Below are 27000 nucleotides of genomic sequence, written 5' to 3' on the forward strand. Positions count from 1 at the left end.
TAGTTGGGTTCGACGGCGGGTGGATGGGGAGCGGTGCCCATCGACAGTTTCTTGCCGGGCGCGATAGGTTCTAGGCACTGGATCTTCCGGAACAGCCGGGGGCCGTTTGGGGGACGCCGGCCCGGATCGGGTCCGTTTTCTATTACTGAGGAGATTTTCGTATGGCTATTTGGGGTGCAGACATTGCTCAGCTCAAGACTCTTGGGACGAAGCTGCAGGCTGGTTCGTCGGAGATCGACAAGCAGAAGTCGCTGCTGACCAAGGTGCTCGAGGGCACCGACTGGAAGGGCCCGGACGCGGACAAGTTCCGCAGCGAGTGGAACGGCCAGCACGTCGCGTCGCTGGCGAAGGTTTCGCAGGCGCTGCAGGAGGCCGGCAAGCAGGCCAGCCGCAACGCGTCCGAGCAGGAAAGCGCTTCGCGCTAGCCAGGCGCGCAGCACAGACCCCGTTTGCTGCCTGGCCCGGATGCACGAAGCGTCCGGGCCAGACGCGTTTAAGCCGGCTACGGAACGGGCTCGACGTCGTTCGCGTGGTTCAATTCCGGCGTCAACAGGACGGCACCGCCCGGCCCCGGGGTCCGCAGCTCGTCCACCCGAACCAGCACCACCCCTCCGACAATAAGGAGACCGCCCAGGAGCTGGATGGGGCCGGGCAGTTCGCCGAGCAGCAGCCAGGCCCAGATGACCGCGAACAGGACCTCGGTCAGGGACACAAACGACGCCACCTTGGAGCCGAGAGCCCGCGCGGCCATAATGCCGGAAACGTAGGCCAGCACGGTGGCCAGCACCACGAGTCCGCCCAAGGCCACCCACCAGGGCGTGACCCAGGGGCCAAGGCGCGTGTCGGCGGTGCTGAACGCCATTGGCAGCAGGCCGCTCGCCGCAGCAAGCCACATCACAACGGCACCGGTCATAAGGCCGCCGGAGGCCAGGACGATCGGCGGGAGGGTGTCGTTTTCCTTGGCGGTGATGAAGAAGTAGATGGCCAGGCAGACGGCCGCCGCGATCCCCCACAGCACGCCGATGAAGTCGATCTTGACCGCCCCGGTGAGGTCCAGGACCAGGACCAGGCCGCCCAGGGACAGCAGGGTTCCGGCGATGGTCAGCGGCCGCGGCCGTTTCCGGCTGGCGGCCCACAGCCACAGCACGATGATGACCGGGGCAAGATATTCCAGTAGCAGTGCGACGCCGACCGAGAGCCTGGACACGGCGTTGAAGTAGAACAGCTGGCAGGCAGCGACGCCGATCAGGCCGAAGAGCAGGATCGTGAGCCAGTTGTCCTTGAGCTGGTGCCAGCGGCCGCGCAGCGACGGAATGGCCGGGATCGCCAGGATCAGTGCCGCGCCGGTCAGGCGGGCCGTGACCGCGGCGCCGGGAGTCCAGCCGGTTTCCAGCAGCGCCTTGGCGAACGAACCGGACAGGCCGAAGACGGCGGAAGAGAACAGGGCAACGCCGAGGCCCGAGGCCATGAATCCTGATGCCGCATCTGGCTTGTCGGCGCCGGACTTTGGGGCGGTACGGTTTCCGGCAAGGTTCTTGGCCGGTGCTTCGGCGGGACGGCGTGCGGCAGACACGAAGTGCCTCCTGTCAGGAGTAATGTAGCGGTATGGTCATGACATTACCCGTCAGCAACGTAAGGAGTCAAGATGGTTTTTGCCCCTGACACGGAAGTTGCCCTGCGGTCCGTGGTCAACCTCATCAACAGCGCGGCCAACGGCGACGAACTGCTCGCCACGACGGCGGACCTCGACCGCTTCCTCAAGGCCGAGGGCTTCACCGGCTCCCGGACCCGGGACGCGGCCGAACTGGCCAGTGTGCACCGCCTCCGGGCTGAACTGGCCAGGCTCTGGCTCGCCGATGAAGGCGCCGTCGTCGACACCGCGAACCGGCTCCTGCGGGACGCCCGGGCCCTCCCCCAGTTGGTGCGACACGATGAATGGGACTGGCATCTGCACGCCACCACCCCTGAGGCGCCGCTCGCGGACCGGATGAGCACCGAGGCAGCCATGGCCCTGGTCGACGTGATCCGCAGCAAGGAAATGGACCGCATGCTGGTGTGCGGGGCGGAGGACTGCGATGCGGTAGTGCTGGATCTCAGCCGGAACCGCTCGAAACGCTATTGCGATACCGGCAACTGTGCGAACCGTGCGCATGTGGCCGCCTACCGGGCACGCAAGGCCGCATCCTGAGCCGCCGCCGGGGCAGCGTCACAACCGTGGACTGCTGAGCATTACGGACAGACCAGGGTGAATTTCCCCGTAGATTGGAATACTTCGCGCAGCCATCAGGCCGGCGAAACCCAATCTAGGGATACACCTTCACCTGGCACAGCGTCCACAGCTCCAAAAAAGTCAAGGCAGCACTGGGGCTCACCGGAATTTTGGCAGTTGGACTGATGGACTGTGGCGGGGGCGGAGCCTCACCCGCTGCCAGCGGCACACCGGAGGCAGCCTCGCCGTTGGCCAGCGCAAGTTCGAGTGCCAGCGCCGCCCAGGGCACAACGGCTCCGGCCGCTCCGGTTCGAGGACCCGGCCAAGTACGCGGGCCAGACCCCGTCCTACGCCTCGGTCACGCACCGGATGGACAGCATCAGGAAGGCCGCCGTCAGCATCAGCGAACCCAAAGTCACTGCCCGGCTCACGGACGGTTCCGACGCCCCGTCACTCATTGTCTTCGGCGCCTTCGACCAGTGCAACAGCACACGCTTCGCAACGACGGGTGCCGGTGATTCGCTGAGCCTGGCGACGGGCAGCAGCATGGTGTCCTGCCAGGTGTTCCTGGCTCCCACGGGCGACGAAGTGAAGGGCGTCGAATATGAAGACTCCCGGTTCACCTACGCCAAGTACGGCGACAACCCCTACCTGAAGAACCCGATTTCCTGGTCCAAGTAGGAACCTCGTCCCGCCGACGACCCCGGCCGCGGTAAGTCAGTGGCGGCGGCGTCCGCGGAGTTAGCGGAGGTCGTCGCGTGGCGCCTCGTCGCGGCTGGTGTCGGCCGGGCCGGCTCCTGATCCGGGCTGCGCCGAGTGGCCGCCATGGCCGGCGCTCCTGGAGCTCAGGTTCACGCCGGATCCCTTGCCCAGATGTTCGGCGTTGGGCTTGTGGCCCATCGAAAGCATGGCAAGCACCACCAGAATCACGATGAAGGCGATACCCCCTGCTGTGAAGGCCAGATCAAAGCGGGGGGTTTTGGCACTGCCGCCGGAGGCGAAAATAAGGGTGGCAACGAAGGCCAGCACAGCCCAGAACGCGGAGAACATGAGCGGTCCCTTGACCGAGGTCCGCAGGCTGCGCGGTTCTCCAGATTTCTGCTGTCCCAAGGTGCTTTCCTCCTGCCGCCGACGCCCGGAAGGCGTGGCAGTTTTGATAGCGCAATCGTTCTACGCAAGGTAGAACCTGTTGGTACTAGTTTACGGCCTCCGCGGAATCGCCCCGCGCATCGTGCCGCAGGGTCAGCCCCGCCAGCGTCCACAGCACTCCGCTGATAATGGCACCGCCGCCGGCGACGCCGAGCAGGGCGTGCGGGCCCAGATCGATGAAAAATGGCAGCAGGAGCGCTGTGCCCAAACCGATCACCCCGGAGGCGATCCAGTCGCGCGCCAGCACGGACCGGCCCCGGAGACTCATACCGAGGGACAGCTCCGCGGTAGCCGCCAGGCCAAGGCCCAGCGCCGCAATGGTGCCGAAGACGAGATTGGAAGGGATCAGGGCAACCGCCGCACCGGTTCCGATCAGCACAGCACCCGCGGCCGAGAGGATCTTGCCCGAGCGGGAGGTGCCGGGGATGCCGGTCTTCCTGATGCTCGAGATCAGCACCAATCCGGTGGCCAGCAGATAGAGCCCGCCGGCCCAGCCCATGCCGGCGGCGGAGGGGGCCGCCCAGAACACTGTCAGCGCGCCGAAGCCGAGCGCGACGGCGGCCCGGCTGAGCACGGGCTTCCAGAGGTCTGCAGCGGCGGGCAGGGCAATGGATGCGTCAGGGGTTGCGGGAAGAGTCACCCGTCCAGTTTAGTGCGAAGCCGATCCGCTCCGCGCCGGGATTTGGACCGCTGGCCAGGGGAGCCGTCGGGCTCAGTGCGCGCCGAGTACCATCCACCGGTCCGTCCGCGCCCGGAGGCCAAGCGTCAGCGCCCGCGCCAGCATGTAGCCAAGGGAGAAGGCTGCCCACAGCCAGAGCAGCCCGGCGCCGCCGCCCACCCCGGAGGATCGGACTGCCAGCAGGAGCGGCAGATAGACGGCCAGATTCACGACGCCGGCAATCGCCAGGTACTTCGCGTCCCCCGCCCCGATCAGGACGCCGTCGAGGACGAAGACATAGCCGGCGATCGGCTGGCCGGCGGCAAGCGCCCACAGTGCGAGCGTCAGCGCCGCCTGGACGTCCGTGTCCGGGGTGAACAGCAGTCCGATCCAGGGCGCGGCGGCGGCCAGCAGGACGCCCGTGACGGCACCGAATGCGATGCCCCAGCGGATCATGGTGCCGGTGAGTCCGCGTGCCGCGGCCGGGCGGGCCGCACCGAGTTCCTTGCCGATCAATGCCTGCGCCGCAATGGCCAGGGCGTCCAGGGCGAACGCCAGGAGCGTGAAGACGGTCATCGCGAGCTGGTGGGCAGCCAGGTTGACGGGCCCCTGGGCCGTGACCACAACGACGGTGGCGAGGATCCCTATGCGCAGGCTCAGCGTACGCAGCATCAACCAGGAGCCCACCCTGGTCAAGGCCCGGACGCCACGCCAGTCCGGCAGCAGCGAGACGCCGTGGCTCCGGGCGTTGCTCCGGACCATCAGCACGTAGACCAGGGCCATGGCCCACTGGGCGATGCTGGTGCCGATCGCGGAGCCGGTGACGGAGAGCTGCAGCCCGTATACCAGGACGAGGTTCAGCACAATGTTCAGGGTGAAGCCGGCGGCGGCAACCACTAGCGGGGTCCGCGTGTCCTGCAGGCCGCGCAGAACCCCGGTGCCCGCGAAGATCAGCAGCATCGCGACGAGTCCCGGCAGGGACCAGCGCAGGTAGTCCACCGCAAAGGTCCGCACCTCGTCCCGGGCCCCCATCAGGTCCAGGAGCGGTTCGGCGGCAAAGAAGCCGGCCGCGGCGAGGACGAGCCCGAGCAGCAGGGCCAGCCAGACGCCGTCGCGCCCGGCTGCGAGGGCCTGGGGCAGCTGGCCGTTGCCGATCGCCCGCGCCACGGCCGGAGTGGTGGTGTAGGCGAGGAAGACCATGAGTCCCACCGCCGTGTGCAGCACCGCGGAGGCCAGACCGACGCCGGCGAGTTGGGCCACGCCGAGGTGGCCGACGATCGCCGAATCCGCGAGCAGGAACAGCGGTTCGGCGATCAGGGCGCCGAACGCCGGAACCGCAAGGCGCAGGATCTCCCGCCGCCGGCCTGCAGGGGACGGCAGCGTCGCGGGAGTTGTTGACGGGGCTGGCACGGAACCACCCTAGCGGCACCGTCGGCGTCGTACATCTTCGCATTAGTTGACTTTTCAACTAGGCACCGGAACACTATAAGTTGAATCTTCAACTAAGTCTGCGGCGGTCTGCACTCCGCCGCGCGCCCCACGACAGAACGGCATTCCCATGAACCAGCCCGCGCTCACCACCTCGGCCCTTACTATCCTGCGCATCGTGACCGGATTCCTTTTCGCCGCCCACGGCTGGCAGAAATTCGCCGAGTTCACCATTGCGGGCACCCAGGCCGCCTTTGCGCAGATGGGAGTTCCGGCCGCCAACCTCGCCGCCCCGGTCATCGCCACGCTGGAACTTGTCGGCGGCGTCGCACTGATCCTCGGCGTGCTCACCCGCGTGTTCGCGGTCCTCCTCGCCGCGGACATGCTCGGCGCCCTGTTCCTGGTCCATGCCTCGGCGGGAATATTTGCCGCAACGGGAGGCTACGAACTGGTGCTGATCCTGGCCGCAACCGCCCTGGCCGTGGCCCTCGTCGGCGCCGGCAGGTTCTCAGTGGACAAGGCCCTCTTCGGCCGCACCGGGTCCAGGCTCAGCGTCCTGGCCTAAGGAATCCTCCGCGTCAGGCGGCGCACGACGGCGGGCGGTCACCTCCAGGTGGCCGCCCGCCGTCCTGCCCTGGGTGGCGTCCCAAGGCAGTTATTGCGACCCGGGCGGCGTTTGTGTCGGGGGCCCGCGACGCTTCCGCGGCCCATTAGTACACTCACTTGCATGAGTGAGACTGCCGCCAATACCGTGACCCTGCGCTTCCTTGCGGCGCCCACCGACGTTGGCCACAGCGGTTCGGTCGACGCCGGCACCGTGCTCGAGTGGGTGGACAAGGCCGCCTACGCCGCCGCCGTCGGCTGGGCGAAGTCCTATTGCGTGACGGCCTATGTGGGCAACATCCATTTCTCGCACCCGGTCAACAGCGGGGACATGGTGGAAGTCGAGGCCACGATCGTCTACACGGGACGGTCCTCGATGCACATCCGCACCTTGGTCTCCTCGGGCGACCCCAAGGGCGGCCCGGCTACGATGCGCAGCCAGTGCATGGTGATCTTTGTGGCCGTCGGCGAGGACGGCAAACCCACTCCGGTGCCGCAGTTTGAACCGACGACGCGGGAAGAAGTCGAACAACGAGACCATGCACTGGCCCGGATCAAGGTCCGCGAGGACATCGTCCAGGCCATGAGCGGACAGGAATATACCGAAGCGGGCACCGCCGAGAACGTGATACTCCGCTTTGTGGCAGCCCCCACGGATGTGAACTGGGGCGGCAAGGTGCACGGCGGCATCGTCATGAAATGGATCGACGAAGCGGCCTACGTCTGCGCCTCGCGCTACTGCGGGATGGACACGGTGGCCGTCTTCTCCGGCGGGGTCCGGTTCTACCGGCCCTTGCTGATCGGCGACGTGGTGGAGGTGGAGGCCCGGCTGGTCTACACGGGCACCAAGGGTATGCACATCGCGGTCCATGTCCGCTCGGGGGATCCCAAGGGACGCGAACTGCACCTCACAACCTACTGCCTGACGGTCATGGTGGCCCGCGACGAGCACGGCACCTCGGTGCCGATCCCGCAATGGCTTCCGGTATCCGGGGAGGACAAACGGCTGCATGCCCATGCCCGCGAGCTGCTGGAGATCCGCGGAAGGGCCCCCGGAAACAGGCTGCCCAACCACCTGCTGCCGGCGGGTGGCCAGTAGCGGCGCGCCGCTGGCCGGCGACTAGAAGCCGCCGCCTCCGGCATCGGCCGCCATGTTAGCAAACCGCGAGTAGTGGCCTTGGAACGCCACCACAATGTCTTTCGTAGGACCGTTACGGTGCTTGGCGATCAGGATGTCCGCCTCGCCCGCGCGGGGCGATTCCTTGTCATAGACGTCTTCGCGGTGCAGCAGGATGACCATGTCCGCGTCCTGCTCGATGGAACCGGATTCACGCAGGTCAGAGACCATTGGGCGCTTGTCCTGGCGCTGCTCGGAGCCACGGTTCAGCTGCGAGAGCGCAATCACGGGAACCTGCAGTTCCTTGGCGAGCAGCTTTAGCGCACGGGAGAACTCGGAGACTTCCTGCTGGCGCGATTCCACCTTCTTGCCCGAGCTCATGAGCTGTAGGTAGTCGAGGATCACGAGTTTGAGGTCATGCTGCTGCTTGAGGCGCCGGCACTTGGCGCGGATTTCCATCAGCGACATGTTGGGGCTGTCATCGATGAACAGCGGGGCATCGTTCATCCGGCCCATGGTGGTGGCGATCTTGGACCACTGCTCGTCCTTGATGGTGCCCTTGCGGAGGTCCTGAAGGCCGATGGTGGCCTCGGCGGACAGCAGGCGCATGGCGATCTCGTTCCGGCCCATTTCCAGGGAGAACAAGACAGTGGCGAGGTTGTTTTTGATGGCGGCGGAGCGTGCGAAGTCCAGCGCGAAGGTGGACTTACCGACGGCCGGGCGGGCGGCGATGACAATCATCTGCCCCGGGTGCAGGCCGTGGGTCAGCTCATCCAGTTCGTAGAAGCCGGTGGGTACGCCCGTCAGTCCCTCGCCGCGGTGGCCGGAGGCCTCGATCTCGTCGACCGTGGATTCCATGACGTCCTTGAGGACAACGTAGTCCTCTGCGGTGCGGCGCTCGGCCACGGCATAGATCTCGGCCTGCGCCTGGTTGACCAGGTCCTCGACTTCGCCGTCGGCGCCGTAGCCGAGCTGGACGATCTTGGTGCCGGCGTTGACGAGGCGGCGCAGCACTGCCCGCTCGCCGACGATTTCCGCGTAGTAGCCGGCGTTCGCAGCGGTCGGGACGGTCTGGATCAGCTCGTGCAGGTAGGCGGGGCCGCCGATGCGGTTGATCTCGCCCCGCTTGGTCAGTTCATCCGAGACGGTGACGGCGTCGGCGGGTTCGCCGCGGCCGTAGAGGTCGATGATGGCCTCGTAGATCGTCTCGTGGGCCGGGCGGTAGAAGTCCTGGCCACGCAGGATTTCGACGACGTCGGCAATGGCGTCCTTGGACAGCATCATGCCGCCCAGGACGGACTGCTCCGCGGGTATGTCCTGCGGCGGCTTACGGCTGCCTTCGGATCCCCGCGTGCCCTCGACTGAGTCAAGATGCGTAACTGACAAAACTGCCGTCCTCCATTGTGTGCCGCGGCGGATGTCCGTTCGCGGGCGACGCGTGAGCCATGCGCCTTAGTGCCAGGTGCCCCTTGAGTGCCGGGAGGCGTCCTACCGGCGGATACCGGCTGGTTTAGTCCTATCAGCGGGCTCCGACAATTTGTCTGGCGCCCTGTGCTGTGGGTTTTCCACAGCCCAGGATTCTGGTGCGGATCCGGTGGCTGCCGGTGAGCTGGAAAGCTGGCATCGTGCAGCTATCCCGGCTCGTCCCCATCCAAAGCTCGATCTCCAGCTACGGTAGCCCCCGATCGGGCAGGCACCAACCCGACCCGGCCGCACCCCTGTGGATAACGTGTGTACTACTGGTCCCAGCTTGTGCACAGCCTGTGGGAACAGCTGTGGATAGAAAAATAGTTGGCCCCAGAATATGCTCTTGACCTGCGAAAACAGTGGTTTTGCCTTGTGGAAACAAAACAATTTTGGCAAAGCTTCATCCACAGCTTGTGGGCTGTGGCTGGGGATACACGACGGAAGACGAAGCCATATTCGGGGTCAAATATTCACATTCTGTGATGGACCTCACCGGAATGCTCCGAATTGACGGCACCGGACGGCGCGCTGTATGCGCCGGTCCGAATATGCTGTGGATAACTGGGATCTGGCATAAGCTCTACACATGGGCGATGTATTGCTAGTCATACTGCCTGCCCTCATCCTGGCGGCAGTCCTCTGGGCGTTCGCCACGGCCCTCAAGCCCCGCGATTTCGGCCTGTCCGACGCCGAGCGCTATCAGCAGGACTTGGCCGTCCGCTCCCAGGCCCACTACGCGGCGCAGGTACAGGCCGCCACCGCCGCGCGGGCTCGGGTGGACGCCGCCACCCGCCCCAGCCAGAACGAGCAGCAGCAATCACAGCAGGCCGATCATGCCAGGGCAGCGCTGCGCGCCCAAACCGGCGTCGCCCCGGCCGTGGGACAGCCCGGCTATCAGGGTCCGGTCCTGCCCGGCGGCCAACTCAACCCTCAGTTTTCCCTGCAGCTTCAGTCGTTGGCCCGGAGCGGCAAGAAGATCCAGGCCATCAAGCTGTTGCGCCAGGCAACGCATTCAGATCTTTTGACCGCCAAGAAATATGTAGATCGGCTTTAGTTCCATGGAATCCCTGATTATCCCCGTCCTGATCCTGGCGCTCGTCGGCGCCGGAGTGCTACTGGCCGTGCGGGCCCTTGGCCGCCGCGGTGCCCAGTACCGGCCGGAACCGCAGCCACAGCCGGGCCGCGACCCCTTGGAGCTTGCCCGTGCGGCCGCGGTTAAGCTCAATCAGGAGCAGCACCGCCGCCTGTACGCGCTGATCGCGCAGGGGCAGGCCATGGCCGCGATAAAGCTCTACCTTGAGGCCACCGGCGACGGCCTGCGGGCCTCCCGCGACGCCGTCGGGGCGCTGGCGGCCCATCCGCAACCCTTTCGTCCGGAGGCCCCCGCGCAGGCGCCCAGCGATGACGAGGACGATGCCCCGCAGCGCTTCGCGTATCGCTACCGCGCAATCGCAAGCAAAGGCGATGTCACCCGCGAGGTCAGCAGCAACATGCTCAACGACGAGATCTACGGCAGGATCCGCACGCTGGCCAGGAGCGGCGACACCGAGGCGGCCGCCATGGCCCTTACCCGGCACTCGGAGATCTCACTCAAACAGGCCCGGGAGTTCATCGCCCTGCTGGACGATTAAGGACGGGACCGCAGCGGCTGGACGACGAAACGCCCCGGCCGCTCCCAACCGGGCTAGAAGTCGAACACTTCGCCGAGCCAGCCTTCTTTCTTTTTAGGGCGGCGGCGGTCGTCATTGCGCGGCTGGTCGCGGCCGGCGCGTCGTCGGCGGGGCCGCAGCGGCGGCGGGAGTTGCTACCGCCGCCCCGAGATCCCGGCGAGTAACTGCTCGAACGGCAGTGACTCCGGGACTGCCGACTTCTGTTGCGGCTGCGAGACCTGCAGCAATCCGACGAAGTCCGCCGCCGCCCGGTCAATCCGTGAAGAGAGCGGAGAACCGCCGCCGTCGCTGTTTCCCCAGTCCTGGGGGCCGGCAAACACCGCGGTGGCAGCAATCCGGGTGCGCAGGTAGGTGAACAGAGGCCGCATCGCAAAGTCCAGCACCATCTGGTGCCGGTCCGTGCCGGCGGTGGCCCCGAGCAGGACGGCCTTGCCCTCAAGGGATTTGGGGTCGAGAACGTCGATGAAGGACTTGAACAGCCCGCTGTAGGAGGCGCTGAAGACGGGGCTGACGGCGATGAGGCCGTCGGAAGCGCCGACGCCGGCGATCACTTCGGCCAGCCGCGGGGCCGCGTAGCCGGTCACGAAGTTGTTAGCGATGTCTACGGCTAGGTCCCGCAGTTCCACCACCTCTACCGTGGCTGCGTAGCCGGCCGCCGCAAGCTGGTGTTCCGCCGAGGCAGCCATCTGGTCTGCCAGCAGGCGGCTCGACGACGGGACGCCGAGTCCGGCGGTGAGAACGGTGATACGTCGGTTTTCCAAAGGGTGCTCCTGGATCGCGTCAAGGTCAGCGGGACTATTACATGCGTTTGCATCTACCCGTAAAAGCGGTGTGCCGGTCCGTTTATTCCCTGGGCACTGATGACGCCCCGAAGACGCTGACAGGGATCCGCCGTTCTGCCAGACTGCCCTCATGGCTGAAAACAAGACCGAGAACAAGACCACAGCAACCAGCGCGTCAGTGGGCGGTTTCCTGGCCGCCGTCGAAAATCCTGTCCGGCGACGGGACGGGCTCCGGCTGCTGGCGCTGATGGCAGAAGTCACGGGCCAGCCGGCCGCGATGTGGGGTCCGACGATTGTGGGGTTCGGCCGTTACCACTACAAATACGAGACAGGGCGCGAAGGGGACGCTCCCGCGGTGGGCTTCTCGCCACGGAAGGCCAGCCTGTCGCTCTACGGCCTCACCTACGGCCCCGAGTCGGAGGAGTTGCTGGCACGGCTGGGGAAGCACAGGACGGGCGCCGGCTGCCTTTACGTTACCAAGCTCGACGACGTTGACGGGGCGGTGCTGATCGAGTTGATCCGCCACGGCTACCGGCATGTGACCACGGTCCTCCACCGGGACTAGGCCCACCCCCTGAAAGCAACGCGGGGTCACTTCGCGCCCAAAATGCCCTGCTCCTTGGGCGCGAAGTGACCCCGCGTTGGTTAAAAGCAGAAGGCCCCCGCGTCCGGTTCCCAAGAGGAATCCGAAGGCGGGGGCCTTCCAGCAGTTCAGGACTGCGCAGCCGGTATGGGCTACTTGCCTGCGACTACGTCGAGTTCGATCACAGCGGCAACATCGTCGTGCAGACGGACGTTGGCCTGGTAGGAACCCACCGACTTGATGTGCGTCGGCAGTTCAACCTTGCGCTTGTCGATGCGGCCAAGGCCAGCGGCCTCAACAGCATCAGCCACGTCGGCCTGCTTGACGGTGCCGAACAGGCGTCCGGTCTCGCCAGCCTTGACGACGAGCTTGACCGGCTTGGCAGAGAGTGCAGCGGCCTGCTTCTGAGCGTCTTCCAGGGAAGCGTGCTCGCGGGCAACGCGGGCAGCCTTGATGGACTCAACCTGCTTCTCGCCACCCTTGGACCAGGTCAGGGCGAAGTTGCGGGGCAGCAGGTAGTTACGTGCGTAACCGTCCTTGACCTCGACAATATCGCCTGCAGCACCGAGACCGGTTACTTCGTGGGTCAGAATGAGCTTTGCCATGTTAGTTAATCCCTTCCTTAGCCGCGGCCAGCGCCGGAGTAAGGCAGCAGAGCAACTTCGCGGGCGTTCTTGATTGCCTGGGCGATCTTGCGCTGTTCCTGCACCGTGACGCCGGTGACGCGACGGGCGCGGATCTTTCCGCGGTCGGAGATGAACTTGCGCAGCAATGCTACGTCCTTGTAGTCGATGACAGTGATGTCAGCGGCCTTCAAGGGGTTGGACTTTGGTTTGGGCTTACGGAGTTCAGCCTTAGCCATCGTGGAGCTCCTATTCGATGGAGCCCGTGGATATTGATCCACGGGATGGTGGTGATCCGACGTCGGTCTGCAACCGTCCGCCTTGCGGCGTCCCGGCGTGTTCCGGCGTCGAACCTTAAATGTTGTTTAGAAGGGAGGTTCGGAATCAGGGCCGTTGCCCCAGCCGCCGCCTGCATTGCTGACACCGGGCGTAGCCCAAGGGTCATCCTGCGTTGCCGCTGGCTGGTTGCCGCCCCAGGTTCCGCCGGAGTTGCCGCCCTGGTTTCCACCAGAGCCGCCGCCACTATTGCCGCCGCCGAAGCCACCGCCACTATTGCCGCCGCCGAAGCCACCCTGGGCACCGTTGCCGGCACCCCCACCGCCTGAGCGCTGGGTGCGGTTGACCTTGGCGTTGGCGTAGCGCAGGCTCGGGCCGATTTCATCGACCTCGAGCTCCATAACGGTGCGCTTCTCGCCTTCTTTTGTCTCGTAGGAACGGCTCTTCAGGCGGCCGGAAACGATCACGCGCATGCCCTTGGTCAGGGATTCGGCGACGTTTTCGGCTGCTTCACGCCATACCGACGCGCGGAGGAACAGGGTTTCCCCGTCCTTCCACTCATTGGACTGGCGATCGAAGGTGCGGGGCGTAGAAGCGATGGTGAAATTCGCTACTGCCGAACCTGACGGTGTGAACCTCAGTTCGGGGTCATTGGTGAGATTACCGATGACCGTAATAGTGGTTTCGCCTGCCATCTACTGCCTCCTTGTTCGTTTCTGCGGGGGATCGAAGAGTGAAAATTGGGAGCTGATATTACTCAGCAACAACCTTCTGTACTTCGGGGCGGGTGATCTTGGTGCGCATGATGGTCTCATTGAGACTCAGCTGGCGGTCAAGTTCCTTGGCGGTAGCCGGCTCGGCGGTGAAGTTCACCACGGCGTAGATACCTTCAGTCTTCTTCTGGATTTCGTAAGCCAGGCGACGACGGCCCCAGATGTCAACCTTTTCGATGGTTCCACCATCGGTGGTGATGACATTCAGGAACTTCTGAAGCGTTGGCTCAACGGTACGCTCTTCGACCTCGGGGTCGATGATTACCATCAATTCGTAAGGACGCATATGTGAACCCACCTCCTTTGGGCTAAGCGGTTACGGCATTTCCGTAACAGGAGGTTCATTTGCGGTGCCATGTGCCCGCATCACCCCCAAGAACGGGGGCAGGGCGTAGCACAGACTTCAATAGCTTAGTGCATCGGGTCCGGATTCCGCGATTCCACACCTGCCCAGCGTAAGCGCCGCCGGCGGATCCTTGCAGCGCCGCCGGCCTCCCTGTGGATAACCGCCCCGGCCGGGTGGATGCCGGCGGCATGCCATGATCAAGGAATGAACACAGGCTCCCGGTCCCGACGTACCGTGCGCACCCGGAGGAGCCGGCTGCGTTTCGCCATCATGCTGCTGGGCGGGCTGTTGGCCGCGGCGGCGGCCGGGCTGGCCGGCCGCTGGGTGCAGGCCCCGGCGATCGGCTGGTGCGGGGCTTCACTCACCTACACGGCCTGGGTCTGGCTGGTTATCGGGCGGCTGGATCCTGCTGAAACACAATCCCACGCCACGGCCGAGGATCCGGCCCGGAGCACCACGGATCTACTCATCCTTGCCGCGAACGTGGCCAGCCTGGCGGCGGTGGCAGCGGTCGTCGTGGACTCCCACAACAACACCGACGCCGTGTCCCGGCTCGGCGGAGGCCTGCTCGCGCTGGTCTCGGTGGCACTCTCCTGGATGCTGGTCCAGACGCTCTTCACCCTGCGCTACGCGGAGCTGTATTACAGCACGGGCCGGAAGGCCGGCTCCGGGGTGGGCGGCATCGACTTCAATCAGAGCCGGCCGCCGCAGTACACCGACTTCGCCTACCTGGCTACGAGCCTTGGCATGACGTACCAGGTTTCAGACACGGCCCTGCAGAACCACGGCATCCGCGCCGAAGCCCTCAAGCACAGCCTGCTGTCCTACCTTTTCGGGACAATCATCCTGGCCGCCACCCTCAACCTCGTCATCGGGCTCGCCTTCTAGTCCGGCCGGCCTGGCCTGGCCCGAAGGCCTAAGCCTCCGTCCCGAAGAACTGCTCGGTCACCTTCGCGAGCCGGTGCGGGTCCTCGACGCCGCAGAGCTCGCGCGCGGAGTGCATCGAGAGCAGCGGCACCCCGACGTCGACCGTCCGGATACCCAGCCGGGTGGCGGTCAGCGGGCCGATCGTGGAGCCGCACGGCATCACATTGCTGGAGACGAACTCCTGGTACGGGATACCCGCGTCGGTGCACAGGCGGGCCCAGAGTGCGGCTCCCGCGGCGTCCGTGGCGTAGCGCTGGTTGGCGTTGATCTTCAGCAGCGGCCCGCCGTTCAGCGCCGGCCGGTTTGCCGGGTCGTGCCGCTCGGCATAGTTGGGATGCACGGCGTGGCCGGCGTCGGCGGAGACACAGAATGACGCCGCGAAAGACTGCCGCCGCTGGCTCACCGTGGCGCCAAGACCGTCGGAGATGCGGACCAGTACATCCTCGAGGATGGGGCCGCTGGCGCCCGAGCGGGAGGCAGAGCCGATTTCCTCGTGGTCGAAGGCCGCGAGCACGGCGATCGGGGCACCTCCCGGCAGCGGGCCCGAACCGTGGGCGATCAGCGCCGTGAGTCCGGCGTGCGTCGCCGAGAGGTTGTCCAGCCGGCCGGAGGCGAAGAACTCGCCCTTGGCCCCGAAGACGGCGGGAGGCTGGGTGTCCGCGATGACGACGTCGTAGCCGCCGATCTGCGCCGGGTTGACGTTTGCTCCCGTGACCCGGCCGGCGAGCAGTGCCAGCAGGTCTTCCCCGGCGGGATCGCCGAGGCCGTAGACGGGGTTCATGTGCTGCTGCTTGTCCAGGGCCAGGCCCTCGTTCACGGCGCGGTCCAGGTGGATGGCCAACTGCGGGAAGCGCAGCAGCGGCCCGGTGGCGGTGAGGTGCTGCGTGCCGTCCAGCATCACGAGGCGGCCGGCCAGCTGGAGTTCACGGTCCAGCCAGGAGTTGAGCAGCGGGCCGCCGTAGACCTCGACGCCGGCCTGCAGCCAGCCGAACTTACCGGTGGTGGGCCTGGGCTTGAGCTTGAAGGACGGCGAATCCGTATGCGCGCCCAGGATGTTGAAGCCCGTGGTGGGGCCTGCCGTCTCCGGCGTCACCCAGGCGATAAGGGCGCCGTCGCGGATCACATAGAACTTCCCTGTCCCGGAGGCGCCGTCCCACGGCTGGAGCTCGTCCAGGCCGGTGAAGCCCGCCGCATCCAGCCGGCGCGCGGCCTCGTGCACGGCATGGAAGCTCGACGGCGAGGCGGTGACGTAGGCGCCGAGGTCCTGGATGTGGGCTGCGGCAGTGGAGTGTGAAGGCATGGCACCGAGTCTAGTGCCGTGCCTACACGGTGACGTTGAGCCCGGCCGTGTAGCCCCCGGACGCCGATCCGGCCATCGTGGCGAGCTGGTAGATCCCGCCGTCGTTGCCAAAGACGTTGTCCGATTTCAACGTGGTCCGCGGGAAGTTCTTCGCACTGGATTCATAGCCCGCGGAGGCGTAGACATCTTTGCAGGCCGCCTCGGTCAGCGCGATCTGGGACACGGCCAGGACCTGTCCGGCCGCCGTGGCATTGCTCATGGATTCGAACACTTCGAAGTGGATGTGCGGCCAGCGCCCGCTGTAGGCCCCGGGGAAGATGGTCTTGAAGGTGACCTGCCCGTTGGCGTCGGCCTCCTGGACGCCGCGGAGGTAGTTCTCGTTTTTGAGGCCCGAGTCGTACATGGAGTACCTGCCGTCCTTGTCGCAGTGCCAGGCGTAGACAGCGGCGCCGGCAAGCGGTGCGCAGCCGTTCGCGTTGTCCAGCAGTGTCAGTGTGACAGCCAGCGGGACGCCGCCGGCCGCGGTGGAGGAAGTCCCAAAGCTGGAGGTGATGTCCTGCCGGACCACGCCGGAGGCCGCCAGCGCATTGGGGCCGTTGGAGCCATCGCCCGGAAACGGTCCCGCGGTTTCCTTCGGAATCTCGACGCCGCACTCTGCGATCGCGCGGGTAAGCGTGGGCGAGGCAGACGGCGTCGTGGCGGCGGCGGCGCTTCCGGGGGCGGCCGGCGTCACAGCTGTTGGGGCCGACGTCGTGCTTCCGGATCCGGCGGAGCCGCCCGACGTGCAGGCCGCGAGGGCCGCGGCCGCCGTCCCTGCCCCGAAGAACATGCCCAGCGAGCGGCGGCTCAGCAGCGTGGAAAGGTCGAATTCCAGGCCGCGGTCATGGTTGGGATGCGGCTGGTGCGGGGCCTGTTCTGAAGTGTTCATGGCTCCATGGAACCCCGGCACGCTATGCCGTGACTAGGGCGTTACTGTGAGCGCGCTGTGCCTTGAGGCGGAGCAGGCTGACAGCCGAACGAACCCGCCCCTCCCCGGACATGCCCTCCCTTTCACCGCAGGACTGGACATGTCCCCCCGTCCTTCCCGGACATGCCCTCCCCCGGCAGCGGCGAGTGGACATAGTGGCATTATGTCCACCCCTGGGCGCCAGCGCTGGGCATGTCCGGTGGGGAGGAGGTCTACGACGCCGGGGGGGCACCCACCGTGGCGGTCTCGGGCCGTTCCTCGGCCGTGGCCGGGGCGTCGTCCGGAGAGTGCATCCGGGACTTTCCGCCGTGCGTGCGGTAGCGCCACAGCCCGATCCCGACCACAGCGGCGGCCAGGGCGAGCGAAAGCACGAGCGATTCGCGTGTCGATTCCAGGATCACCATGCCGATCAGCAGGGCGACGATGCTGATGATGGCCACCCAGGTCAGGTACGGGAACAGCCACATCTTCAGCTGGAGGTCCTTGGCCGCGGCGCCCATCCGGCGGCGCAGGATCAGCTGCGAGCCGGCGATCACGAGCCACACGAACAGGGCGATGGCTCCCGAGGTGTTGACGAGGAACAGGAAGACCGTGTCGGGAGCGAGGTAGTTCAGGCCGACAGTAATGAAGCCGACGACGGTGGAGGACAGCACAGCGGCGGCGGGGACTCCGCGTTTGGAGATCCGCATCCAGGAGCGCGGTGCGTCGCCGCGGCGGGAAAGCGAGAAGAGCATCCGGCTGGCGGTGTAGAGGCCGGAGTTCAGGCACGACAGCACGGAGGTCAGCACAACGATGTCCATGATGGTGCCGGCGCCGGGGATGCCGAACAGTTCGATCACGGCGACGTAGGGGCTCTTGGCCACGGAGGCGGAGTTCCACGGCAGCAGGGTAACCACAACGGCGATGGAGCCGATGTAGAAAACAAGGATGCGCCAGACGGTGGACTTCACGGCCTTCTTGACGGCGTCGACGGGATTCTCGGACTCACCGGCGGCGATGGTCGCGATTTCGGCACCAAAGAAGGAGAACACGACCACCAGGATGCCCGCCAGCACGGCGCCGGGGCCGTTGGGCATAAAGCCGCCGTTGCCGACCAGATTGTCCAGTCCCGGGGCGGGGACCCCGGGGATGAGGCCCAGGATCGCGGCGACGCCGAAGAGCAGGAACAGCACGATGGCCGCGACCTTGATCGAGGCGAACCAGAACTCAAACTCGCCGAAGGACTTCACGGAGCCGAGGTTGGTGAGGGTCAGCAGCACCATCAGGAGCAGCGCCCAGACCCACTGGTCGATGCCCGGCACCCAGCGATGCATGATAGCGGCGCCGGCCGTGGCCTCGATGCCCAGCACGATGATCCAGAACCAGGCGTACAGCCAGCCGATGCTGAAGCCGGCCCAGCGTCCGAGTGCCTTGTCCGCATAGGTCGAGAAGGATCCGGTTTCCGGATTGGCCGCGGCCATTTCGCCGAGCATGCGCATCACCAGGATGACTACGAGCCCCGCCGCCATGTAGGCCACCAGGATGCCGGGGCCGGCCTGCTGGATGGCGACACCGGAGCCGACAAACAGGCCGGCCCCGATCACGCCGGCGATGGCGATCATGGACAGGTGCCTGGGTTTCAGGGATTTCGAAAGCTGTTGGTCAGCGTGCATGGAAGCGCCGTCCTTCGTGAATTGTTTGGGTCCGGTTTCAGCGGAATGTGCTGTGTGGCGGGCCACATTGACGTTTCACCCTAGACCGGGCCGGCCGCCCTCCGTCCTGTGCAGTCCCACAAATGACGTGCGGGAAGGCAGGGCGGTACTCCAGAAAGACGGAGCAGGAGGCAAAAGAAGTTGCCTCAGAGGCAATTTTGACATGTGCCGGAAACCACTGATTCAGTAATCCGGGTTGCTTGGCACCACGAGGCCTGTTTCGTAGGCGTACACCACGGCCTGGACCCGGTCGCGCAGGTGGAGCTTCGCGAGGATCCTCCGCACATGCGTTTTGACGGTGGCTTCGGAGAGGAAGTACCGGTGTGCAATCTCGGCGTTTGAGAGCCCTTCGGCCATCGCCCCGAGCATCTCGGTCTCTCGCGGGGTGAGGTCATCGAGCAGCGGGTCTTTGACCGCCCGGGCCGTCTGGCCCGGGTTCGACGGGCCGCCAGCGCCCCCAGCACCCGAGCGGACTCCCCGGACATAGGTTTCCAGCAGCCGGCGCGTCACGCGCGGGGCCACGACGGCGTCGCCACTCGCCACCACCCGGACGGCGCTGATCAGTTCGGCCGGGGCCACGTCCTTGAGCAGGAAGGCCGAGGCCCCGGCCTGGAGCCCGGCGAAGGCGTATTCGTCCAGGTCGAAGGTGGTCAGGATGATGATTTTGGCGGACGAACCGGCGGTGGTGATGGCCCGCGTCGCCTCGATCCCGTCCAGGACCGGCATCCGCACGTCCATCAGCACGACGTCAGGAGTGAGCGCCCGGACACGGCGCACTGCTTCGGCGCCGTCGGAAGCCTCGCCCACAATGCACAGATCATCCTCCCCCTCCAGGATCAGACGGAACCCCATCCTCAGGAGCGGCTGGTCATCCACCAGCAGGACGCGGATCGGTGCGGTCTCGCTCATTGCTTCCCCTTGCCGTTGCAGTTCAGGACGGCGTGCACGCGCCAGCCGCCGTCGATCCTACGCCCGGCCTCCACGGTGCCGGCGTAGATGCGGGCGCGCTCCCTCATCCCGGGAAGGCCCTGGCCGGCCCCCAGCCGCCACGGGGGCCCCTGGGGGTCCAGCGTCCCCGCCGCCGCGGGGCCGAAGCCGCCGGCGTCCACGGCCCCCTTGCCGTCGTCGGCCACGTCTATGGTGACGGTGTCGCCGTCCCGGGAAATCGTCACGTCGACCCGGCCCAGCGATCGGCCGTAGCGCAGCACATTGGTCAGCGATTCCTGCACAATCCGGTAGACAGTCAGCTGGAACGCCGCGTCGTCCGGCAGTGCCTGGCCCGTGTGTGTGTAGTGCAGCGGCAGGCCCGCGGTGCGGAATCCCTCGAACAGCTTGGCCAGGTTGTCGCCGGCCACCAGGGGTTCCCGTGGCGCATGTCCAGCGTCGGACTCGTCGCGCAGCACCCCGAGCACACGCCGCATGTCCGCCAGCGCCGTGCGCCCCGTGCGGGACAGTTCACCGAGGACTTCGGCGGCCCGCTTCGGATCTTTCCTGACCACAACGGCGGCACCGTCGGAGAGGCTGATCATGACCGTGAGTGAATGCGCCACAACGTCGTGCATTTCCCGGGCGATCCGGTTGCGCTCGTTGACCGAGCCAAGCTGCGCCGCCCGCGCGGCCCAGGCGGCGATCTCATGCTCGTGCTCACGCCGCTGCCGGACCGAGATGCCGATGCCGGTGGCGATGACGTTGGAGAGGGTGATGCTGATGCCGGCCGCGATGCTCGTGACGAGCTGGAAGTTCTCCGGGGTACTGACGGCCCTGTCCGGCAGCCGGCCGTCCAGCGGGCCCACGGCCGTGAGGAAGTACAACAGCGCCAGCGGTGCCGTGGCCAGCGCCAGGGTGACAAGGGCGAAGCGCCGCGTGCGGACCACGGCCACGGCATACAGCGAGAACCAGAGTCCCGCGGAGACGTTGGAGCCCCAGGGGTGGAGCAGGGTGACGGCCACTTCCAGCACTGCCACTGCCGCCACCACCGGGATTGGGTGGCTCCGGCGGACGAGCAGGGCGGTGGCAACCGCCACCAGCAGCGCGGCGGCCGGCCAGGCGCCGTCGTTCACCGATTCCACCGCGGTGGGGGTGACCAGGAGGACGTAGACGAACACCACGACGGCGTCCATGACCCGCGGGTGCTGGAACAGATAGCGCCGTAGCCGGCCCCGCCGTCGGGCGGTGATTTCGGCGAAGGACGCGTCAGCCTGGCCGGCTGCCGCGTCCTTCACTGGTACTGCATCGATCATGCTCTGAGCCTAGACGGTGGGCCCGGCGGGCCTAGACGTCGCGCTGCTTCAACAGGACACCGGCGAGGACCACCGGGATGACCACCCAGGCGCCCAGCACCAGGGCTGCCTGCCAGGCTTCCAGGGTGTCCGCGGCGTGCTGCACGGCCGTCATCGGCTCCACCGTGTTTCCGGGCAGGTACTTCCGGGCCTCGACGAAGAAGTCGCCCGGAATGAGCTGGAAGGCGATCGGTGCCACGAAGAACAGTCCGACCAGGCTCATGATGCCGCCTGCGGAGTTGCGGATCAGGGCACCCAGCGCCATGCCGATTGCGGCGACGGCTGCGACGTAGACGCTGTTGACCAGCAGCATTTTGACCGACTGGGAGCTGGCGAGGTCCAGCTTGAGGTTGTAGTTGTCCAGGATCGGCAGCGATACCAGGCCGGCCAGGTATACGGAGACCACGGTGACAACGAACGCAGTCACCATAACCACCAGCAGCTTGGCAACGAACGCGGGCGTCCGCTTGGGCACTGCCGCGAACGTGGAACGGGCCATGCCCGTGGTGAACTCCGAGCTCATCAGCAGCACCCCGAGCGAGCCAAGGATCAGCTGGGCGAAGGCGATGCCGGAGGTGGGGACGCCGACGGCGAGGTCCCCGCCCTGGGCGGCGAACGCGGCAGCCGCCTGCGGGTCTGTCGCCGCGGCCTCGGCGAACTGCCCGGTTCCCCAGGCGGAGAGTGCGCCGAAGCCCACTACAACAAGCACGGTGGAACCGAGCAGGATCAGGGTGGACAGCAGGGTGCGGAACTTGATGAACTCGGAATTCAGGACCCGGAAGAAGCCGGGGCCCGGGCCGGTGCTGGTGCCGTTGCCGGAGAGCGCGGTCTCGGCGCCGGAGTGTGCGCCCCGGCGGGACGGGATGGGTTCGAGGGTGGTTGAACTCATGGCTTAGTTGCCTCCGGACTGGACGGGAGCAGCGGCGCCCGTGGTGATCAGCGAGTGGTATTCGACCTCATCCTTGGTCAGTTCCATGTAGGCCTCCTCGAGGCTGGCCTGAAGCGGGGTGAGTTCGTAGATCATGATGTGGCTGTCGAAGGCCGCGCGGGCAATCTGGCGCGGATCGAGGCCCTTGACCTCCAGGAGCTCGTTATCCTGCAGCTCCACCGAGACGCCGGTGCCGGCCAGCAGATGCATCAGCTGGTCCGGCTGGTCGGTGCGGACGCGGGTGCGGCTCTGGCCCTTGCCGTTGATGATGTCCTGGATCGGGGCGTCGGCGATGATGCGGCCGCGGCCGATCACGATCAGGTGGTCGGCGGTGACTGCCATTTCGCTCATGAGGTGGCTGGAGAGGAACACGGTGCGTCCCTCCGAGGCCAGGTACTTGACGAGGTTGCGGACCCAGACGACGCCTTCCGGGTCGAGGCCGTTGACGGGCTCGTCGAGGATGATGGTCTGCGGGTCACCCAACAGGGCTGCGGCGATTCCCAGCCGCTGGCCCATGCCGAGCGAGAAGCCGCCGACCTTCTTCTTGGCCACCTCGGCCAGGCCTGTCATCTCGATGACGTCATGCACGCGCTTCTTGGGGATGCTGTGCGTGGCGGCCATCGCCAGCAGGTGGTTGTAGGCCGAGCGGCTGGTGTGGACGGCCTTGGCGTCCAGCAGGGCACCGACGTCGCGCAGCGGCGCGGCGTGCCGGGCGAACGCGGCACCATTGACGGTGACGGTGCCCGACGTCGGACGGTCCAGTCCCATGATCATGCGCATGGTGGTGGATTTGCCGGCTCCGTTGGGGCCCAGGAAGCCGGTGACCCGGCCGGCTTCGACGGTGAAGTTGACGCCGGCAACGGCGGTCTTGTCGCCGTAAACCTTGGTCAGGCCTCGTGCTTCGATCATGGAAGCGTTCCTTTGCGTAGCGGTGGGGGTTGTGTACCCACCACGCTACCGAGCCGACGGGCGGTTTTCGCCGTTCTCAGGGATGATTCAGGGTCGAGTCAGGGTAGTCCTTAGGGATGACCGGTGTGCCCCCGGGGAGCGGGGAGTAGTAGCTCAGGGCGCCCGGGTTCACCGCGAACTCGGCGGCGCGCACCCCCGGCATGACCTCGCCGTCAACCGCCAGGACCATGGTCGAGTCCCCCGGTTCCACCCGGATCCGGGTGGCTTCGGTCAGGTGTGTAATCCGGGAGGTGGCCACCGTGCCGGTCAGCACGGACCAGAGCAGGCGCAGCCGGGCGAACGATTCGTCGGCCGTGATCATCCGCAGGTCGAAGACGCCGTCGTCCAGGACGGGGCGGACCAGGGGGGCGTGGTCGCGCGGGTAGTAGCGCCCGCGGCCGATGTACAGGATCCAGACTTTGTGCCGGACGCCGTCCACCTCCAGGGTGGTGGGGGTTCCGGCGGCGAAGGTGCGGAGCATGGCCACGACGCCGGCCAGCGGCTTGCCCAGCGCGGGCTGGAGGAGTTCCCGCCGGCGGACCAGGTTTGGGTAGAGGCCGATGCTGGCGGTGTTGAGCATGGTCAGTTCCACCTGCTCGGGGCTGCCGGGATGCCCTCGCTCCACCATGACGTGTCCGGTGTCGGCCAGGGCCGCCTCGCCGCGGGAGGCGGCGCCGGCGGCGGCCTCGAGGGTGGGAGTTCCGGCGTCCCGGGCGAAATGGTTGAGCGTTCCGCCCGGCAGCACCAGCAGCGGGAGGGAGCGTTCGACGGCGGCCGCAGCCGCCGTGCCGACCGTCCCGTCGCCGCCCCACACGCCCAGGGCCAGGGTGCCCGGGCGGGTGGCCACGGCGGCGATCTCTGCGGCGATGTCCTCGTCGTGGCCGATCTCCTTTATATACGCCTTTGGGAATACTTTCCGGAGGGCGGCCGCAGTCTCCTCGGCGTAGGAGCCGCCGAGGGTGTTGACGGCGATGCCGAGGCCCAGCCCGCCGGGCAGTTGTGCCGCCTTCACGGCGGTTCGCCGGGTTTCCGGGAAGGGCGGCCGGACGGGCCACCACTTCCGCGTCAGCAGCGCTGATCCGGCCCCGATCGCCGAGCCGAACAGCACGTCGGAGGGCCAGTGGGCTCCCGTATGCACCCGGGAGTAGGCCACACCGGCCGCGATCGGGGCCAGTGCGGCGCCCAGGCCCGGGCGCACGAGTCCGACGCCCAGGGCGAACGCCGCGGCCGAGGCGGAGTGGCCCGACGGCATCGAGGAACTCGTGGGCTGCGGGTGGACGAACCGGAAGGCGGGAAGGTGCTCCGGGAGCGGACGCGCCCGGGGGAGCAGGGTCTTGAACCCAAGGTTGGTGACGCCCGAGGCCAGGCCCTGCGCAAGGAGTCCGTGGAGGGCTGCGCGCCGTGTTTTTCCGGGGAACATCGCCATGATGCCGGCAATGCCAAACCAGAGTTTTCCGTTGGTCGCCGCCGCGGACAACTGCCGGAAGAACTCGTCATGGCGTCCGCCCGGGAGCGCGGACACGGCCCGCACCAGTTTCCGGTCGAGCGTCTCCAGCCGTCCCGGCGCTTTCCCCAGCATGCTTCGCATCCGACCACCTTACTGCCGGACGCTGCTCTGGTGCCGGCATGATGCCGGCAGGATGCCGCCGCCGCCCGTTAGGATGAGGCGATGACCCGAGTGCTGGATCCTCAGCGGTTGCCGGCGGGCCGCGTAACCGCGGTCAGCACCGTACTGCTCACATTCGGCGTGGTTCTCGCCGGACTCCTGCTGGCCGACGTCGCACATCCGCCGTTCCAGAGTCTAGATGAGGCCTGGGCCGGCTGGATGGCGTCCCTGCGCAGTCCGTTCTGGGACGGCATCAACGCCTTCCTCAACCTGGCCGGCTACCGGGGGGTGCTGGTGCTCCACGGGCTGCTCGTCATGGCGCTGCTGCTGAGGAGACGTCCGCAGACGGCGATCTTCGGCGCCGCGGCCGGCGTCGTGGTCCTGATCCTGACCCAGATCCTGAAGGCGGGCATCCTCCGGGAACGGCCGGCCAACACGATCGTATTGACCGACACCGGATCCTTTCCTTCGGGCCATGTGGCGACCACAACGGCCTTTGTGCTGGTTCTGGCGATCCTGGTGGGCCGGGCCTGGGTCTGGGTGTTCGCCGCCGCCGGGGTGCTCGTTATGATGGTCAGCCGCACCTACCTGTCCGCCCACTGGCTGACCGATACCGTGGGCAGCGTGTGCCTGGCTGTGCCCGTGGTGCTGGTGCTGTGGTTGTTCTACCAGAACATATGCATTCAGGAGAATGGAGACGCGCGGCGGCTGCTTACCTGGCGCGCAAGGGCTTCGCGGCGCCGGCGAGCAGAAGCGCACCAAGAATCGGAACTCCGATAACCAGCAGGGCCGGCCGGATTCCGGTCACGTCGCCAAGGTATCCCAGCAGCGGCGGCCCGGCCAGGAACGCGATGTAGCCGACCGTCGAGACCACCGACACCCGGGCGGCGGCGTGCTTGGGGTCGTCCGCCGCGGCGGACATACCGACCGGGAAGGCAAGGGCGGCTCCCACCCCCCAAAGCACCGCACCGGCCGTGGCCAGCCAGATGTTGCCGGCGAGTACGAAGAGCGCGAGCCCTGCGGCGGCCGCGGCCATGCTGGCGCGGAGCACGGCCACGCGGCCGTATGCGTCGATCGCCCGGCCGCCAAAGAAGCGCATGGCGGTCATCGCCAGGACGAAGGCGGCGAACAGCAGCGCGCCCGTGGACTGGGAGGCGCCCAGCCCGTCCACCGATGCCTTGGCGATCCAGTCGTTTCCGGCGCCTTCTGTCAGGGTGGCGCCCAGGACCACCACCCCGATCAGCAGGGTGCGCGCGTCGCGCCAGGCCGAGGGGCCATTCGCCGTCTTCGCTTCCCCGGCCGGCGGGACGGGTGCTGCAAGGTGCGGCAGGAAGTAGCGCGGCGCAAGCGTGGTCAGCACGGCTACGACGGCGGAAATCACGAGCAGGTGTGCCGGCAGCCCGACGCCGACACTGGACAGGCCCGCGCCGATCAGCGCGCCAAGGAAGGCGCCACCGCTGAACGCGGCGTGGAACTGGGGCATGATGGTGCGCCCGAGTTTGTGCTCGACGTCGGCCCCCTCGATATTCTGCGACACGTCCCACAGTCCGATGCCGATGCCGAAGAAAAACAGCGCGATGGCCGTCCCGGGCACAGACTCGGCCAGAAGGGACAGGGCGACGCCCACGCCGGCCGCCGCCGCCACGAGTCCGGCGGCGCGGACGGTGTTGGCCGTCCCGATCCTGCCCACCACGAGCCCTGCCGACGGCAGGGCGATCAGCGAACCGGCCGCCACACACAGCAGCAGTGTTCCCATCTGGCCGGACGTGATGTGCAGGATGTCGGTAACCGCCGGGATGCGGGCGGCCCAACTGGCGAACACAAGCCCGTTGATCCCGAAAATCAGGAAGGTGGCTGCGGCCGCGGCCTTGAGTTGCGGGCCGGTTGCGGTTCTGGTCATACGATCACTGCTTCCACCGAGTGTTGGGCGAGTAGGGCAAGTTCTTCCGGGCTGAGGGCCTTGTCCGTAACCACGGCATCCACGGCATCCAGGGCCGCGACAAGCGCCACGGCACTGGCGCTCCATTTGGATCCGGAGCAGGCGACGATCACCCTCGCCGCGGACTCCAGTCCGGCACGTTTCACGGCGGCGTCGTCGAGGTCGTGGGCCAGCAGCCCGTCCCGAAGGTTCATGGCGCAGGGCGTGACCACGGCCGTGTCGAAGCGGAGCGAGCGGATATTGGCTTCCGCCATCGGTCCGCGGAATGACAACTCGCCGGGGATCAGGCTCCCGCCGGGCAGCAGCAGCTCCGGGCGGCGTCCGGCCGGGGCGTCAGCTGCGGTCAGGACGCTGACGGCCCGCAGAGACATCGGCATGATCGTCATCTCGCGCTGCCGCAGCCGGCGTGCGATCTCCGTAGCGGTGGTACCACTGTCCAGCCAGAGGTGCCCCCGGTCCTTGAGCATCGCCGCAACCCCGGCAGCAATCCGCACCTTGACGGCATGGTCCTCCAGCTCGCGCTGCCCGTACTCAGGGTTCTCTCCACGCAGCAGAAGGCTCACGGCCCCGCCGTGGACCCTTCGCAGGACGCCGTGCAGTGCCAGGACGTCAAGGTCGCGCCGGATAGTTGCACCCGAGGCGCCGCAGGCAGCCATCAGTTCGTCCACCGTCATGTGCTCCCGGCTGCGGAGAAGTTCGCCGATCAGGCGGTGCCGCTCATCAGTACTCAT

General features: G+C 67.0%; 30 protein-coding genes. 10 read left to right on the forward strand and 20 right to left on the reverse strand.

The annotated features are described in order from the left end of the window. Nucleotides 1-161: 161 nt before the first annotated feature. The gene (locus ACZYZE_RS00115) at nucleotides 162-425 is read left to right on the forward strand and encodes a hypothetical protein (protein ID WP_459319714.1); all 264 of its coding nucleotides are present in this window, start codon (nucleotides 162-164) and stop codon (nucleotides 423-425) included. Between the two features lie 77 nt (nucleotides 426-502). On the opposite strand, the gene ACZYZE_RS00120 is transcribed toward ACZYZE_RS00115, so the two are convergent. Beyond that, nucleotides 503-1468 carry an EamA family transporter gene (locus tag ACZYZE_RS00120; RefSeq protein ID WP_463906149.1) on the reverse strand — a complete coding sequence of 322 codons (966 nt, stop codon included), beginning with the start codon at nucleotides 1466-1468 and terminating at the stop codon, nucleotides 503-505. Between the two features lie 177 nt (nucleotides 1469-1645). Between ACZYZE_RS00120 and ACZYZE_RS00125 the strand changes: the two genes are divergently transcribed. Together ACZYZE_RS00125 and ACZYZE_RS00130 are read left to right on the forward strand one after the other, a co-directional pair. Continuing rightward, nucleotides 1646-2188, forward strand: a complete 543-nt coding sequence (locus ACZYZE_RS00125) for a CGNR zinc finger domain-containing protein (protein WP_459319806.1) — start codon at nucleotides 1646-1648, stop codon at nucleotides 2186-2188. Nucleotides 2189-2476: 288 nt separating this feature from the next. Next, nucleotides 2477-2890: a hypothetical protein gene (locus ACZYZE_RS00130; protein ID WP_463905569.1), complete on the forward strand. Its 414-nt coding sequence runs from the start codon at nucleotides 2477-2479 to the stop codon at nucleotides 2888-2890. A gap of 60 nt (nucleotides 2891-2950) precedes the next feature. On the opposite strand, the gene ACZYZE_RS00135 is transcribed toward ACZYZE_RS00130, so the two are convergent. The 3 genes from ACZYZE_RS00135 to ACZYZE_RS00145 form a co-directional block, all read right to left on the reverse strand. Then, nucleotides 2951-3319, reverse strand: a complete 369-nt coding sequence (locus ACZYZE_RS00135; protein ID WP_459319804.1) for a hypothetical protein — start codon at nucleotides 3317-3319, stop codon at nucleotides 2951-2953. Between the two features lie 85 nt (nucleotides 3320-3404). After that, nucleotides 3405-3998 carry a hypothetical protein gene (locus ACZYZE_RS00140; protein ID WP_463905571.1) on the reverse strand — a complete coding sequence of 198 codons (594 nt, stop codon included), beginning with the start codon at nucleotides 3996-3998 and terminating at the stop codon, nucleotides 3405-3407. A 72-nt stretch (nucleotides 3999-4070) separates the two neighbouring features. After that, nucleotides 4071-5426, reverse strand: a complete 1356-nt coding sequence (locus ACZYZE_RS00145) for an MATE family efflux transporter (RefSeq protein ID WP_459319802.1) — start codon at nucleotides 5424-5426, stop codon at nucleotides 4071-4073. Between the two features lie 148 nt (nucleotides 5427-5574). Between ACZYZE_RS00145 and ACZYZE_RS00150 the strand changes: the two genes are divergently transcribed. Both ACZYZE_RS00150 and ACZYZE_RS00155 read left to right on the forward strand, forming a co-directional pair. Further along, nucleotides 5575-6009: a DoxX family protein gene (locus ACZYZE_RS00150; RefSeq protein ID WP_459319801.1), complete on the forward strand. Its 435-nt coding sequence runs from the start codon at nucleotides 5575-5577 to the stop codon at nucleotides 6007-6009. A 162-nt stretch (nucleotides 6010-6171) separates the two neighbouring features. Then, on the forward strand, nucleotides 6172-7146 hold the full coding sequence (locus ACZYZE_RS00155; RefSeq protein WP_459319800.1) for an acyl-CoA thioesterase: 975 nt from the start codon (nucleotides 6172-6174) through the stop codon (nucleotides 7144-7146). 21 nt (nucleotides 7147-7167) lie between these two features. Here ACZYZE_RS00155 and dnaB read toward each other — a convergent pair whose 3' ends face one another. Beyond that, nucleotides 7168-8550: a replicative DNA helicase gene (dnaB, locus tag ACZYZE_RS00160; protein WP_459319799.1), complete on the reverse strand. Its 1383-nt coding sequence runs from the start codon at nucleotides 8548-8550 to the stop codon at nucleotides 7168-7170. 667 nt (nucleotides 8551-9217) lie between these two features. Here dnaB and ACZYZE_RS00165 point away from each other — a divergent pair. Beyond that, nucleotides 9218-9685 carry a hypothetical protein gene (locus ACZYZE_RS00165; RefSeq protein WP_459319798.1) on the forward strand — a complete coding sequence of 156 codons (468 nt, stop codon included), beginning with the start codon at nucleotides 9218-9220 and terminating at the stop codon, nucleotides 9683-9685. A gap of 4 nt (nucleotides 9686-9689) precedes the next feature. Then, nucleotides 9690-10262 carry a hypothetical protein gene (locus ACZYZE_RS00170; RefSeq protein ID WP_459319797.1) on the forward strand — a complete coding sequence of 191 codons (573 nt, stop codon included), beginning with the start codon at nucleotides 9690-9692 and terminating at the stop codon, nucleotides 10260-10262. 173 nt (nucleotides 10263-10435) lie between these two features. On the opposite strand, the gene ACZYZE_RS00175 is transcribed toward ACZYZE_RS00170, so the two are convergent. Beyond that, nucleotides 10436-11062, reverse strand: a complete 627-nt coding sequence (locus ACZYZE_RS00175; protein ID WP_459319796.1) for an FMN reductase — start codon at nucleotides 11060-11062, stop codon at nucleotides 10436-10438. 151 nt (nucleotides 11063-11213) lie between these two features. Here ACZYZE_RS00175 and ACZYZE_RS00180 point away from each other — a divergent pair, with 151 nt between their 5' ends. Continuing rightward, a complete protein-coding gene (locus tag ACZYZE_RS00180) occupies nucleotides 11214-11648 on the forward strand; it encodes a DUF1801 domain-containing protein (protein WP_463905576.1) in 435 nt (144 codons plus the stop codon). 170 nt (nucleotides 11649-11818) lie between these two features. Here ACZYZE_RS00180 and rplI read toward each other — a convergent pair whose 3' ends face one another. From rplI to rpsF, 4 genes are all read right to left on the reverse strand, one after another. After that, on the reverse strand, nucleotides 11819-12271 hold the full coding sequence (rplI, locus tag ACZYZE_RS00185; RefSeq protein WP_459319794.1) for a 50S ribosomal protein L9: 453 nt from the start codon (nucleotides 12269-12271) through the stop codon (nucleotides 11819-11821). A gap of 17 nt (nucleotides 12272-12288) precedes the next feature. Beyond that, nucleotides 12289-12528, reverse strand: a complete 240-nt coding sequence (rpsR, locus tag ACZYZE_RS00190; protein ID WP_003800144.1) for a 30S ribosomal protein S18 — start codon at nucleotides 12526-12528, stop codon at nucleotides 12289-12291. A gap of 126 nt (nucleotides 12529-12654) precedes the next feature. Then, the gene (locus tag ACZYZE_RS00195; RefSeq protein WP_459319793.1) at nucleotides 12655-13260 is read right to left on the reverse strand and encodes a single-stranded DNA-binding protein; all 606 of its coding nucleotides are present in this window, start codon (nucleotides 13258-13260) and stop codon (nucleotides 12655-12657) included. 58 nt (nucleotides 13261-13318) lie between these two features. After that, entirely contained in the window at nucleotides 13319-13624 is a 306-nt protein-coding gene (rpsF, locus tag ACZYZE_RS00200; protein WP_069950073.1) for a 30S ribosomal protein S6, read from the reverse strand. A gap of 264 nt (nucleotides 13625-13888) precedes the next feature. Here rpsF and ACZYZE_RS00205 point away from each other — a divergent pair, with 264 nt between their 5' ends. Beyond that, the gene (locus ACZYZE_RS00205; RefSeq protein WP_459319792.1) at nucleotides 13889-14572 is read left to right on the forward strand and encodes a DUF1345 domain-containing protein; all 684 of its coding nucleotides are present in this window, start codon (nucleotides 13889-13891) and stop codon (nucleotides 14570-14572) included. A 28-nt stretch (nucleotides 14573-14600) separates the two neighbouring features. Here ACZYZE_RS00205 and ACZYZE_RS00210 read toward each other — a convergent pair whose 3' ends face one another. The 8 genes from ACZYZE_RS00210 to ACZYZE_RS00245 form a co-directional block, all read right to left on the reverse strand. Further along, complete coding sequence (locus ACZYZE_RS00210) at nucleotides 14601-15911, reverse strand: M18 family aminopeptidase (protein WP_459319791.1); 1311 nt, start codon at nucleotides 15909-15911, stop codon at nucleotides 14601-14603. A gap of 22 nt (nucleotides 15912-15933) precedes the next feature. Continuing rightward, nucleotides 15934-16839, reverse strand: a complete 906-nt coding sequence (locus tag ACZYZE_RS00215) for an intradiol ring-cleavage dioxygenase (protein ID WP_463905580.1) — start codon at nucleotides 16837-16839, stop codon at nucleotides 15934-15936. Nucleotides 16840-17090: 251 nt separating this feature from the next. Continuing rightward, nucleotides 17091-18530 carry an amino acid permease gene (locus ACZYZE_RS00220; RefSeq protein ID WP_463905582.1) on the reverse strand — a complete coding sequence of 480 codons (1440 nt, stop codon included), beginning with the start codon at nucleotides 18528-18530 and terminating at the stop codon, nucleotides 17091-17093. Between the two features lie 222 nt (nucleotides 18531-18752). Continuing rightward, entirely contained in the window at nucleotides 18753-19478 is a 726-nt protein-coding gene (locus tag ACZYZE_RS00225; protein WP_459319788.1) for a response regulator, read from the reverse strand. After that, complete coding sequence (locus ACZYZE_RS00230; RefSeq protein ID WP_463905584.1) at nucleotides 19475-20809, reverse strand: sensor histidine kinase; 1335 nt, start codon at nucleotides 20807-20809, stop codon at nucleotides 19475-19477. Before ACZYZE_RS00230 ends, ACZYZE_RS00225 begins: the two co-directional genes overlap by 4 nt. A 31-nt stretch (nucleotides 20810-20840) precedes the next feature. Continuing rightward, nucleotides 20841-21737 (reverse strand): ABC transporter permease, encoded by an 897-nt coding sequence (locus ACZYZE_RS00235; protein WP_459319786.1) that lies wholly within the window; start codon nucleotides 21735-21737, stop codon nucleotides 20841-20843. 3 nt (nucleotides 21738-21740) lie between these two features. Beyond that, a complete protein-coding gene (locus tag ACZYZE_RS00240; RefSeq protein WP_463905587.1) occupies nucleotides 21741-22685 on the reverse strand; it encodes an ABC transporter ATP-binding protein in 945 nt (314 codons plus the stop codon). A gap of 76 nt (nucleotides 22686-22761) precedes the next feature. Then, on the reverse strand, nucleotides 22762-24312 hold the full coding sequence (locus ACZYZE_RS00245) for a bifunctional phosphatase PAP2/diacylglycerol kinase family protein (RefSeq protein ID WP_463905588.1): 1551 nt from the start codon (nucleotides 24310-24312) through the stop codon (nucleotides 22762-22764). A gap of 81 nt (nucleotides 24313-24393) precedes the next feature. On the opposite strand from ACZYZE_RS00245, the gene ACZYZE_RS00250 reads away from it, so the two are divergent. Next, nucleotides 24394-25110, forward strand: a complete 717-nt coding sequence (locus ACZYZE_RS00250; protein WP_463905590.1) for a phosphatase PAP2 family protein — start codon at nucleotides 24394-24396, stop codon at nucleotides 25108-25110. Here ACZYZE_RS00250 and ACZYZE_RS00255 read toward each other — a convergent pair. Together ACZYZE_RS00255 and ACZYZE_RS00260 are read right to left on the reverse strand one after the other, a co-directional pair. Continuing rightward, nucleotides 25043-26230 carry an MFS transporter gene (locus ACZYZE_RS00255; protein WP_463905592.1) on the reverse strand — a complete coding sequence of 396 codons (1188 nt, stop codon included), beginning with the start codon at nucleotides 26228-26230 and terminating at the stop codon, nucleotides 25043-25045. The genes ACZYZE_RS00250 and ACZYZE_RS00255 overlap by 68 nt on opposite strands. Beyond that, a complete protein-coding gene (locus tag ACZYZE_RS00260; protein ID WP_459319781.1) occupies nucleotides 26227-27000 on the reverse strand; it encodes a DeoR/GlpR family DNA-binding transcription regulator in 774 nt (257 codons plus the stop codon). The genes ACZYZE_RS00255 and ACZYZE_RS00260 overlap by 4 nt, the downstream gene beginning before the upstream one ends.

Source organism: Pseudarthrobacter woesei, assembly GCF_055412745.1.